Origin of the sequence: Pedobacter sp. R20-19, assembly GCF_000708265.2 — a bacterium.
Lineage (GTDB): Bacteria > Bacteroidota > Bacteroidia > Sphingobacteriales > Sphingobacteriaceae > Pedobacter.
The window spans coordinates 54,344-66,468 of record NZ_JCKI01000010.1 but is presented as its reverse complement, the minus strand read 5'-3'; the positions used below and the strand labels follow the sequence as shown (position 1 = coordinate 66,468).

Here is a 12,125-nt window from a genome sequence, read left to right as displayed (position 1 = left end):
GTTATTCTACAACCTCATTCCCCTTAAAAAGTCCTCAATCAGCATACGTTTCTTACCTTCAAACTGAATGTCCAGCAACTTAATAAAACCATCTTTCGTGGCGAATTTTAAATAAGTTTTGCCATCAGTTAAAAACCCACCTGCAGCAATTCCTGGCACCTTATCTTCAGGCTCTGCTTTAAAAATTTTCAATGTTTTATCATTTAATAGGGTGAAAGCAGTTGGATAAGGACTCAATCCTCTGATCAGATTGTGGATCTTTGCTGAGGAATTATTCCAGTCGATCTTACAATCTTCTTTAAATATTTTCGGTGCATGTTTTAATTCATCGCTTTGTGGCTGTGGTTGCTCTATAAAATCTCCGTTTGCTATAGCAGTAACTGTTTTTACCAATAAATTGGCCCCAATTACCATTAATTTATCATGCAATTCTCCGGCAGTTTCATCGTCACCAATGGGGGTATGATCACTTAAAATAATATCTCCAGTGTCTATTTCGTGAGTTAAAAAGAAGGTTGTTACCCCACTTTCCTTTTCGCCATTGATGATGGCGTGATTAATCGGTGCTGCTCCTCTGTACTGTGGTAGTAAAGAGCCATGAAGGTTGATGGTTCCTTTTGTTGGCATATTCCAAACCACTTCTGGAAGCATTCTAAAGGCAACCACCACTTGTAGGTCAGCCTGAAAAGATTTTAACTCAGCTAAAAATTCGGGATTTTTAAGTTTTTCTGGTTGCAGTACCGGGATTGATTTTTCTACAGCATATTTTTTTACGGCACTTTCGTTAATTTTCTGCCCACGTCCGGCAGGTTTATCCGGAGCCGTTACCACTGCAACAATGTCGAATTTAGCCTGAACCAAGGCGTCAAGAGAAGCAACTGCAAAATCGGGTGTACCCATAAAAACTATTTTCATACCGTGTGTGTTGTGTTCTAAAATAATGTGATCAGTCACTTTAAGTTTTACAAAATAACTAAAAAATTAATTCATCCTGATAAGTAAAAATGGTACAAGGCGAAGATGTTGTAAAAGCGAGCGGATTAGTTTATGTAACCGATGCCATGCCTGGCATTTACCGAAAAGGCAAACCCGGTAAATTTTACTACGAAGATAAAAAGGGAAATAAAATTACTGAAGAAAGGCACCTCGACCGCATTAAAGCATTGGTTATTCCTCCGGCCTGGCAAAATGTATGGATTGCCAATAAACCTAATGCCTATCTGCAGGTGACCGGAACAGATGCTGCAGGTAGAAAACAATATCGTTACCATACCAAGTGGACAAGCCGGCGATCAGAAGATAAATATTTCAGACTTTATGAATTTGGGAAAGTATTGCCCGAAGCTCGGAAACAGATTGTCAAAGATCTTAAGCGTAAGGAACTGGATGAGCGAAAAGTGCTTGCCATTTCTGTAGATGTTTTGCAAAAGTCTTTAATTAGAGTGGGCAATGAAAATTACAAGCAATTGTATGGCTCATTTGGCTTAAGTACTTTAAGAGATAAGCACGTTAAAATTGAAGGCAGCAAAATTAATATAGATTTCATCGGTAAAAAAGGCGTGAGGCAAACTCTTGTCTTAAATGATAGAAGCCTGGCGAAGTTGGTTAAGAAATGCCGTGATATACCCGGGCAAGACCTTTTTCAATATTACACAGACGGTAAAGAGCACCGGGGTATAGATTCTGGTAAAATCAATAACTATATTAAAGAAATCACTCAGAATGATTTTACAGCAAAAGACTTCAGGACTTGGGGTGGCACTTTGGAAGCCCTGCGCCAGTTTGCAAAATGCTCAGTGGATGTTGATGTAGAATTAAATACCAAAAAAACAGTGATTAATGTTTTAGATTGTGTGGCCAAAAAATTGGGCAATACCAGAGCTGTTTGTAAGAGTTCGTATGTATATCCATTACTGATTACTGCTTATGAAAATAATGAGTTGGTGAAATACATGAAAAAAATGAATAACAATAAAACAGTTGGTAAATTAGGACTTGAACATGATGAAAAAGTGTTGCTTTCCTTCTTGAAATCGACTGGAAGTAGATAAATTAATCTCGTCAAAGAATGCCAATTTAGTGGTTTTAATTAATTCAAAATAATAGAATTATTACCACTGAATGGCTAAACATTTAGGTATCAAAAGAGAAGGTTTCTCTAAAATTTTAGAAAAGCTTTGTTTGAAAATCTGTAATGAAGAAAATACTAGAGGTGTTAAACCATTTACGTTGATATGAAATGAAAATAACATTGGTGATTTCATGAAATCACCAATGTTATTAATCTTCTTTAGGAGCCTTTTTTATAGGATGAACAGGCTGTTCTTCGTTTTCTCTTTGTTCGGCCGGATCATCTGTTTTAACCGGTTTATTTGGGATGCTATCATCAGGTTTCCGAACAGTTTGATGATCTGTCGGTTTGCGTCCTTTAGGCACTTCCTCTTTATAGTTACTTCCTGGCTTATCGCTTGTTTCTTTAGGTCCGCTCATAATTTTAATGGTTGAGTAATTGAATTTTGAATGATTTTATAGCAATATTTAGAATCGCTTATTAATTAACAAAGCCTAATCCGTATTGTTTAGTTCTGTATGTCAAGAATGCGAATTATTTCTAGAATTTCATCGTTCCATTATAAGCTCATTACCATACACCAATTCATTCACTCATTCAAAATTCATTCATTCAAAATTCACTTAGTCAAAATTCACTCATTACTTATAAAGCAGATATTTAAGGCGCATTTTTTTGTAAGCACTTAACCCAGGTTCCCAACTTGCCCTGATTTCTTTTTCACTTTTTCCTTCAATAACCTGTTGTCTGAAATCGGAAACCCCAACTAAACGTTCAATTACACCCATTTCCTTACTTAATTTGGTGTTAAAAAAATCTGCCTTTTGCGGCGAGGCCTTATAGAGCTCAATCAGCCATGAAATATTAACCTGTTTAGCTTTCCTTAATTTAACAGTATCGTAATTTCTTAGATCTAAACCATAACAAACCTGGTTTTGAAATAGTGGCGTTTCCGACATTCCTTTGATGCTCTTCGGCGTGAAGCTGAATTTAAATTTATCTTTTAAATATGGTGCACCCACAATAGTGAAAGGAAACATCGTACCACGACCGTGATTTAAATAGGTGCCTTCAAATAAGCAGGTTGAAGGATAAAGTAATATGGCTTGCTGCGTATTTAAATTAGGTGAAGGCTTAACAGGTAAAACATATTCCATCTCATGATCATAATTTAGGTTTTTAATCACGGTAATCTTGCAGGTTACTTTATTTTTTAACCAACCTTCACCATTCAGCATTTGTGCATATTCACCCACTGTTAATCCATGTGCAATAGGAATAGGCTGCACACCAATGCCTGATTTAAATTTACGATCTAAAATAGGGCCGTCAATTAAATATCCGTTCGGATTTGGGCGGTCTAATATGATTAATTCTTTATTGTTAGCTGCGCAAGCTTCCATTACATTTTGAAGCGTATTAATGTAGGTGTAAAAACGAACACCAACATCCTGAATATCAAAAACCATAATGTCTATATCAGCCAAATCTTCAGCGGTGGGTGTGCTGTGTTTTCCATAAAGCGACACGGCTTTAATTCCTGTTTTGGTATCTACTGCATCATCCACTTTAACACCAGCACTTGCATCTCCTCTGAAGCCATGCTCGGGGCCGAATATTTTCTGAATTTTTACGCCCTGTTTAAGTAAACTATCCACAACGGTTTGTGTGCCGATCACTGATGTGGGATTAACGACCATGCCCACACGTTTTCCTTTTAAAAGCGGTAAATACTTTTCCGTTTGCTCGGCTCCGGTTTTAATCTCACTGGTATCAGGGATGTTTATGCTCCTGATGGTGGTTTTTTTATTCACTTTCACCTTGCCAAAGTCATCTTCTATTGATTTCGGTTGACTGCAGGCAGATAGTGCGAGTAAGCTCGTAAAAGCAAGGCAGATATATCTTTTCATTTTATGTATACTTTAAAGGTTATTCGAAAGGCTGTTTTTAACCATCATTCCAAATGCATTTCATGCAAAATAAATTATTCTCAACAGAGATAAAGGTAAATCATTAAAACAATCCTTCATTTTATTGATTTACTTAATCGGTAAACGGCTATAATATTTCAAATATATGCCATTTTTAAAAATGATTTAAGCATTTTTGCTGTTACAAAATTATCTAAATTGAATTTCGAATATTTCATAGCCAGCCGTATAGCCATTAAATCAGAGCGAACTTTTTCAAAGTTAATTGTACGCATTGCTATTGCGGGTGTGATGCTTAGCCTGGCCGTCATGATATTGTCTATTGCCATCATAAAAGGTTTTAAAACCGAAATTCAGGATAAGGTTAGGGGCTATCTTGGTGATGTACAGATTACCCGATATGATCTAAATAATTCTTTTGAGCATTCGCCATTTGTGCTGGATGCGGAAACAAAAAAACAGTTAAAGGATAATCCAGAGATTGATTTCTACTATCCTTTTGCCACCAAACCAGCTATTCTTTCTGCAAATAATGAAATTGAAGGGATTAACTTTAAGGGAGTAGATAAAAATTACAACTGGAATTATATTAAACAGCATATCATTAGTGGTACCATTATCGATTTTGCTGACAGTACTGCTGCCATGCAGGAATTGCTTATTTCCAGCTATACAGCCAATAGGTTAAAGCTTAAAACTGGAGATGATTTTATCATGTACTTTGTACAAAACCAGTTGAGGCCAAGGAAATTTAAAATAGTTGGCGTTTATGATATTGGTGTTGAAGATATAGATAAAGGATTTGTACTTGGAAACCTGAATATTATTAAGCGGTTAAATAACTGGAAATCAGATGAAATTGGCGGCGTTGAAATCAGAATTAAAGATTTTAACAAGTTAAAGTTAGTTGCTGATGGAATTTTTGAAGAGTTACCGCAAAATCTGAGATCATTTTCTATTAAAGAAAACTTTCCCAACATCTTTACCTGGTTAGGTTTACTGGATGTGAATACGCGGGTGTTGCTTATTCTAATGTTGATTGTTGGAGTGATTAATATGGTTACTGCATTATTAATTATGATTTTAGAACGCACCAATATGATTGGCATGCTTAAATCTTTCGGTGCCAGTAACTTGTCGATTATGAAAATATTTTTATTTAATTCGGCTTATCTAATCGGAATTGGCTTATTACTGGGGAATATATTGGGGCTTGGTTTGGGTTTTTTTCAGCAATCCACCCATATTTTTAAGCTTAATCAGGCATCTTACTTTCTAGCCTATGCGCCTATTGAGTTTCATTTTATTGATGTGGTGGCATTAAACCTGGTTACAATAGTGGTGTGTTTGGCAGTATTAATCATTCCATCTTTACTCATTAGTAAAGTATCGCCATTAAAAGCCATCAGGTTTAAATAAGCAACATTTCTACTGCTTTAGTTTAGAAGTTTATAAAAAAAATTGATGCGGCAATGAAACATCGCCGCATCAATTATCATTATAACTAACTGCCATTTAAGCTTCACTCCATCCAGAGGGAACACTTTTGGCTAACTAACCATTCCAAAAAGGAATAGCACTAAGAATTAAGATTTTTATAAAATATAGTATGAACCAACTGATGCCAGTTCTGTCTGTGGTTTATCTTCATATAGTTGATCATCATCCAGCATTTGCAGTAAATCTCTTTCTATGTTTCTGCATATGGTTGTGGTCGGCGTATCTGTAGGCTTATTTTCAAAGGGGTCCTGAAGATGAACGGCCATTTTTTCGACCAATAAAAAGAACGCTGCAATAGCAACAACCAGTGGTACTTCCATGTATCCAAAGTATTCTATTAATCCAAAAGGCAATAACACGATAAATAAATGGATAGACATGTTGATGTATTTACTGTAAGTTACAGGGAAAACAGTATTCTTAATCCGCTCAGAGCCACCCATATGGTTACACAATGCCGTGATTGATTTGTCGATTTCAATCTGCTGATACTTGTTGATCCAGCCTTCACTAAGTGCTTTTTTTAAATCCATGCCGTGCAACTCCAGTAAAGAGGTAGTCACATTTCTACGTTTTTTGATAAACGCAAGCTCTTCCGGACTTAAATATTCTTCCAATCCTTTGCGGGCATTGAAGCCTCTAAGCGATTGGCTTAGCGAATAACACCAGCCAATTTGTCTTTTAATAAAGCGTTGTTTAAATGCTTCCACCTCATCTAAGCCATATGGATTTTCTACAAAGGATAAAATCTGACGGGATATCGAGCGGGAATCATTTACAATGGCGCCCCAAAGTGTGCGTGCTTCCCACCACCGGTCATAAGCCTGGTTTGACCGGAAAGCCAATAGCAGGGAAATAATGGTTCCCAGTAAGGCTGGTACCGCCACTGGAATGGAAATGCGGGTAACATGGAAATTTTGATAAAGCACAACAATGCCTACAGAATAACTGATCACAAAAAGTAGTTCTGATTTAATTTTTCCAAAGATGTATGTGAGCGGAATGTTATTTCGTAATAGCATAATAAATGGTCTTTGTTCGTGAAAAATTAAGCATTAAACTCTTGTAAGTGTGCTTCAGGAATACGCGTTTCTATCAGGTTTTCCTGAACATGAAGTTTCATGATGTTTAAATAGAGCACTTCGCAACCTGACCGTTCCGTTAAAAACTTCGGATCAATGCTGTATTTATTTATTGGCCTAAAATTATATTCTTTAGGATAGGCGATATAGGCAATATCAAATGCTTCTATAAAATTTTTAAAAGCGGATACGGTACTTCCATAAAAATATTCAATTCCAATCGCATTAATATGATTGGGATACCGTTTCTTTGAAGCCTCTAATTTTTGATAAAATTCATCACTTACATTTTCATAATCGCGACTCCGACGACTTAACATCAGCATATCTGTAATAGAATCTGATAACTTGAAAGCATGCAAGAATATAATGTTTAAGATTTCATTAGGATGAACTTGTACAAGTGCATCAATAATCTCTGTACTTTCTAAGTTGAAGTCGGTAGGTACTAATACTGTTTTCATTGCTCACTTGATTAAATAGATGAATAATTAATACAAGTTTAGGTCTATGTTATTACAGCCAGATAAGAATGAGATTAGAATACCATTAGAATTGCGATGGTAGGTGAAGTATGAGCGCAAATATATAAAATATTGTACTATACGCTAATTAAAGGCAGCATTATTTTAATTTCCGTTCCAATGCCTTCTTGTGATTTGATGGAGATACTGCCTCTGTGAAGGCGGATAATATTTAGTGATAACGGTAAGCCTACGCCATAACCTTTGTAATCATTGGTGTTTGACGCACGGTAGAAAGGTTCAAAAATATGCTGAATATCTGTTTGGGGAATGCCAATACCCCTATCAGTTACAGCGATGGAGAGTGTTTTGCCTGTACTTTCAATTCCAATACTGACTAAATTTTCGTTGGAATACTTGCAGGCATTACTCACCACATTGGATATGGCTAGTTTAATTAAATTCTTATTGACTTTTAAAGTTAGCAACGCTTCATCTTCCGGTAATTTACTGAAGTCGATTTGAATGTTACTATTGGGGTATACCTGGTTTACTGATCCTTTAATTTCCCAGAGCAATTCATCCATCCGCACTTCTTCCCAAGGTTGATTTTTGCCATTAAAACCAGATTGTGCGAGGCCAAGCAAACTGGTTAAAATATGTTCCAGCCTTTCTGCTTCATCTTTTATTCTAGATAGCGCCTTGTGCTGATCATGAAGCTCCTGATCTGGCTTCATGGCCAGTTCTACTTCAGCACTTATTACCGTTAAAGGTGTTCTAAGCTCATGCGATGCATTGCTAATGAAGTTGTTTTGAGTTTCAAAGGCCGTTTCCAGGCGATTTAACATGTTGTTAAAGGTTTGTGCCAGTTGAGACATTTCATCACTTCCCTTTTTAACGTCCAGACGCATGTGCAAATTTTCGGCTTTAATTTTCTTTACACTCCTGATGATGTTTCTGAGGGGAGTAAGCATATAATCAGAAAATTTCCAACCCACTACAAAAGAGAGGACTATAGAAAGGAAAAAACCGATAATCAGGATCTTTTGAAGGTCTTCCAGTTCTCTGAATCCAAAAGGATCATTCGCAGAAATAATTACGATGTAGCCACCTTTAGAAGTTTTAAAGTATTTGCCAGCATAAAAATGATTTTCGAAACGATAGCGGGCCATCAAACCCGCATCAATCTTCTTATAAAAACTCTTTGGCAATTCTCGATCTAATTGCGAAGTGGTTTTTTTGGGATCAATAATAAATTCTCGTTCAGATGGAAGGCGCTCCAGGTATTGATTGCGCATTTTGGCATAAACAGCGTTATTATCATCCTCATATAATTTAATTTGGGCCGCAATATTAACCCTTGCCTCTAATCGCTTATAAAAATCTTCAAATGCAAACTGATTAGAAAAATACCAAACAAAACCACTTAATAAGGAAATAATTACTGCCGATAGGATGGCAAAAAGTAAAGTGATTTTTTGAGCAATTTTCATTATTTCTCTTTTAAAACATAGCCCAAGCCCACGGCGGTATGGATGAGTTTTTGATCGGCGTTTTTATCAATTTTTTTTCGCAGATAGTTCACATAAACATCTACCACATTGGTGCCGAGATTGAAATCAATATCCCAAACGTTCTCAAGAATATCAATTCGTGATAGGATTTTGCCTTTGTTTTTGGCCATGTACTCCAGTAAGCGATATTCGGTAGCAGTGAGTACAATTTCGGTTTTGCTGCGGTTAACAGTTTTTGCGCTGAGGTTGATTTGTAAATCAGCAATGCTTATAATTTGATCGAGGTTAACCGTGCCATGATAACGCCTCAAAAGCATTCTGATTCTGGCAAAAAGCTCGGCAAATTTAAAAGGCTTAATCAGGTAATCATCTGCACCATTGTCTAATCCATTAACTATATTTTCAGTAGTGCCTAAAGCGGTAAGCATGATTACTGGCGTGGTGGGTTTAAGATCTTTAATGATTTTACAAAGTTCAAGACCATTTATGCCGGGTAACATAATGTCTAGAATAATCAGATCGAAATGATTTTCAGTGGCCATTTGTTTACCAATTAAGCCGTCGGGAGCAATACTCACGGTAAAACCTTCATCAGTTAAACCTCTTGAAATTACTGAAACCACACTTGGTTCATCTTCTACTACTAATAAATTCATCTAGGGCAAAATAATTGTAAAAATTGCGGATTTACAAAATTTAAATTCACGTAATTTTTCAATATAATCGTTTTTGATGAAAAGAAGGCATAATCACTTGCCATTTTATATTAAACTTTTGAATAAAGCCCTCTTGATTCTACCATTCTCTAATTTTGCTTAAATTTTAAATTCTGAAAAATAGATCAAATGCCTTTTTCTGATTTGTTTTTTAAAGATTTTAATCCGTTTTCAAAATCTTTACCAATCATGGTATCCATACTCACAAAAACACACATCCATTTACTGATCATATTATGGTCTCCGCTCATTGTCCAGGTTACTTTGTTGCTATTTCCTTCTGGTGTGATCTCGAATTTAGTATCGGCAATACTCTCAAAAGGCTCTAAAAATTTAAGTTCCATATCAACCAGTCTATTTGGTGTAACGGTTAAGATTTTCATGTAACCTGATCCAGTCTCTTTACCCTTCCATTCGTATAGGTGATTTGGTAACATAGGTTTTCCGGAAAACTTTACTTTTGCTGATGGTTCCATTTTTGCCCAGGGATTCCATTTATAGAATTCATTAAAATCGGCAATGTTTTTATAGATAATATGATCAGGTGCATTGATGACTATAGTGCGGTTAACCGTGTAGTTTTTCGGGAGGAAGAACGAACCTACCACAAATACAACAGCCAATACAATAACAATGCAGAGCAGGACTTTTAAGAATTTCATATTAAGTTTATTTGGTTAAATAAATTTAATATAAAGCGCTCAAAATCAAAGCATTTTAAATAATGTTAATTTTTGATTGAGGAGAGTTAATTTTGAAGTGCATCAAATCAGCAATAGATTGTGCTTTTTGCTTAATTGTTTCGGCATTTGCGCCTGCGAATAATTCATCAACGGTATTAAAGAAAATCATCTTCCAGGTCTTAAATTCTTCTTCTTTCAGCGGTGCTTGCTGATTTAAAGAGAAGTGCGTCAACATCGGGTTGCCTTTATAAATGGCTTTGCCAAAGAGAATGCTTTCCCAAAAATCGTACATTTTAGGCAAATGGTGAGACCAGTCTACCTGCGCCACCTGGGTAAAGATAGGGCCAATGGTTTGGTTATCTTGTACTTTACTGTAAAAGCGATCAACTAAAAGGATAATGTCAGTTCTGTTTTCAATGTCTTTCATGAGGCCAATTCTGCTGTAACAAATATCCTGTAAAATGAGGTTTAAAAAGTGATGTCCATCATTATGGTATAAACTATTTATAAAGCCTCAATAAAAGTTTACTATAGTGAATAATGGCTTTATATTGCATTAGGATATCGCCGCCAATAATACCAATGATGGGTGGGTGGCCAAATTGCTGGTAAGTTTCAGTAACCGATTGCAAATCAAAAGCAACCGTTTCGTAATTTTTTATTTTTAAAGTGCCAATTCTAATTTCGGGGATAGTTGCTTGTATTGTAGTAGTAGTGGTAAAAAGTGTTGCAGCGTTTATTTCTTCTGATACCTGAAGTGTTTCGGAGAGGTGTTTTTCTATGATGGCTTTATCAAATACGCTTCTGGATGCACCTGTATCTAATACTGCGAAGTGCGTTTCGTTAAAAACAATAATTTCCACCAGAAGGTGGAAACCATCATCTTGTAGGTTTATGAGTTTAAGTGGTATGGATATTGATTTCATTTACGATTTTTACCATATAAGGCGCCTAAATTTTAATCATCTGGTATTCTTAGATTTCTGAGGTGTTTGATTTATATTTTTTTACCATATAAGGCGCCTAAGTTTTAATCATCTGGTTTATTCTTAGATTTCTAAGGTGCTTGATTTATATATTTTTACCACCTAAGGCGCCTAAGTTCAATCCTTTGGTATTCTTAGGTTTCTAAGGTGGTTGATTTAGTTTTTAACAACTAAGGCGACTAAGTTTTATAACTTAATTACTTAGGTAGTTAATCATGAGATCAAACTAATTTCATTTCTGAGAGTACACTATTCATATTTCTAACAGCGTCTGCGCTTTTATTAAATGCTGCTTGTTCGGTTTCTGTTAATTTAAAATCGATAATTTTTTCCCAACCATTTCGTCCGATGATTACGGGAACACCCAGGCAAATATCTTGCTGGCCATACTCACCTTCTAAAGAAACACAGCAGGTAAATAGTTTTTTCTCATCGTGAACAATGGCTTCTACTAAAGCTGCACCTGCTGATCCGGGAGCATACCAGGCCGAAGTGCCAATTAATCCGGTTAGTGTTGCGCCACCAATCATCGTATCAGCTGCTACCTGATCAAGCGTAGCCTGATCTAATAAGTTACTTACTGGTAAACTTTGGTAAGTTGCCAGGCGGGTTAAAGGGATCATTGTTGTATCACCGTGACCACCAATTACGAAGCCTTGCAAATCATTTGGATTACAATCTAAGGCCTGTGACAAATAAAATTTGAAACGGGAGCTATCTAAAGTTCCGCCCATACCAATAATACGGTTTTTAGGTAGTCCTAATGATTTTAGAGCCAAATAAGTCATTGTGTCCATCGGATTACTGATCACTATAATAATCGCATCCGGAGAAAATTTCAGGATGTTTTCTGCCACACCTTTTACAATGCCTGCATTAATTCCGATTAAATCTTCACGGGTCATCCCTGGTTTACGAGGCAATCCCGAAGTGATCACCACAACATCCGAACCAGCCGTTTTACTATAATCATTAGTTACACCGCTGATTTTTGTATCGAAACCCAACAGCGTAGCCGTTTGCATCATGTCAATTGCTTTACCTTCGGCAAAACCTTCTTTGATATCGAGTAAAACGAGTTCATTTGCTAATTCCTTCCGGGCAATATTATCTGCACAGGTAGCACCAACAGCGCCTGCACCTACAACCGTTACTTTCATATAGCTATATTTTAATGG

13 protein-coding genes are annotated in these 12,125 nt (G+C 36.2%); 2 read left to right on the top strand and 11 right to left on the bottom strand.

The features are described 5' to 3' along the window. Positions 1-6: 6 nt before the first annotated feature. Positions 7-915: a methionyl-tRNA formyltransferase gene (gene fmt, locus AN34_RS20710; RefSeq protein WP_029288879.1), complete on the bottom strand. Its 909-nt coding sequence runs from the start codon at positions 913-915 to the stop codon at positions 7-9. Between the two features lie 89 nt (positions 916-1,004). On the opposite strand from fmt, the gene AN34_RS20705 reads away from it, so the two are divergent. Next, positions 1,005-2,051: a DNA topoisomerase IB gene (locus AN34_RS20705; protein WP_029288877.1), complete on the top strand. Its 1,047-nt coding sequence runs from the start codon at positions 1,005-1,007 to the stop codon at positions 2,049-2,051. A 229-nt stretch (positions 2,052-2,280) separates the two neighbouring features. Here the strand turns inward: AN34_RS20705 and AN34_RS20700 are convergent, their stop codons facing one another. Beyond that, positions 2,281-2,490, bottom strand: coding sequence for a hypothetical protein (locus AN34_RS20700; protein WP_051666770.1), 210 nt, complete (start codon positions 2,488-2,490; stop codon positions 2,281-2,283). A 222-nt stretch (positions 2,491-2,712) separates the two neighbouring features. Beyond that, positions 2,713-3,981 (bottom strand): exo-beta-N-acetylmuramidase NamZ domain-containing protein, encoded by a 1,269-nt coding sequence (locus tag AN34_RS20695; protein WP_029288873.1) that lies wholly within the window; start codon positions 3,979-3,981, stop codon positions 2,713-2,715. Positions 3,982-4,200: 219 nt separating this feature from the next. Here AN34_RS20695 and AN34_RS20690 point away from each other — a divergent pair, with 219 nt between their 5' ends. Continuing rightward, the gene (locus AN34_RS20690; protein WP_029288871.1) at positions 4,201-5,421 is read left to right on the top strand and encodes an FtsX-like permease family protein; all 1,221 of its coding nucleotides are present in this window, start codon (positions 4,201-4,203) and stop codon (positions 5,419-5,421) included. 176 nt (positions 5,422-5,597) lie between these two features. On the opposite strand, the gene AN34_RS20685 is transcribed toward AN34_RS20690, so the two are convergent. The 8 genes from AN34_RS20685 to mdh all read right to left on the bottom strand — a co-directional run bounded on the left by AN34_RS20685 (position 5,598) and on the right by mdh (position 12,107). Beyond that, the gene (locus AN34_RS20685; RefSeq protein ID WP_029288868.1) at positions 5,598-6,524 is read right to left on the bottom strand and encodes a bestrophin family protein; all 927 of its coding nucleotides are present in this window, start codon (positions 6,522-6,524) and stop codon (positions 5,598-5,600) included. 26 nt (positions 6,525-6,550) lie between these two features. Continuing rightward, complete coding sequence (locus AN34_RS20680; RefSeq protein ID WP_051666769.1) at positions 6,551-7,048, bottom strand: hypothetical protein; 498 nt, start codon at positions 7,046-7,048, stop codon at positions 6,551-6,553. 137 nt (positions 7,049-7,185) lie between these two features. After that, complete coding sequence (locus AN34_RS20675; RefSeq protein ID WP_029288865.1) at positions 7,186-8,541, bottom strand: HAMP domain-containing sensor histidine kinase; 1,356 nt, start codon at positions 8,539-8,541, stop codon at positions 7,186-7,188. Then, entirely contained in the window at positions 8,541-9,218 is a 678-nt protein-coding gene (locus AN34_RS20670) for a response regulator transcription factor (protein WP_029288863.1), read from the bottom strand. The genes AN34_RS20675 and AN34_RS20670 overlap by 1 nt, the downstream gene beginning before the upstream one ends. Positions 9,219-9,403: 185 nt before the next feature. Then, complete coding sequence (locus AN34_RS20665) at positions 9,404-9,940, bottom strand: SRPBCC family protein (protein ID WP_029288861.1); 537 nt, start codon at positions 9,938-9,940, stop codon at positions 9,404-9,406. Between the two features lie 55 nt (positions 9,941-9,995). Then, positions 9,996-10,388 carry a group III truncated hemoglobin gene (locus tag AN34_RS20660; protein WP_029288859.1) on the bottom strand — a complete coding sequence of 131 codons (393 nt, stop codon included), beginning with the start codon at positions 10,386-10,388 and terminating at the stop codon, positions 9,996-9,998. A gap of 73 nt (positions 10,389-10,461) precedes the next feature. After that, positions 10,462-10,887, bottom strand: coding sequence for an aspartyl protease family protein (locus AN34_RS20655; RefSeq protein ID WP_029288857.1), 426 nt, complete (start codon positions 10,885-10,887; stop codon positions 10,462-10,464). A 281-nt stretch (positions 10,888-11,168) separates the two neighbouring features. Further along, positions 11,169-12,107, bottom strand: a complete 939-nt coding sequence (mdh, locus tag AN34_RS20650) for a malate dehydrogenase (RefSeq protein WP_029288855.1) — start codon at positions 12,105-12,107, stop codon at positions 11,169-11,171. Positions 12,108-12,125: the final 18 nt, after the last annotated feature.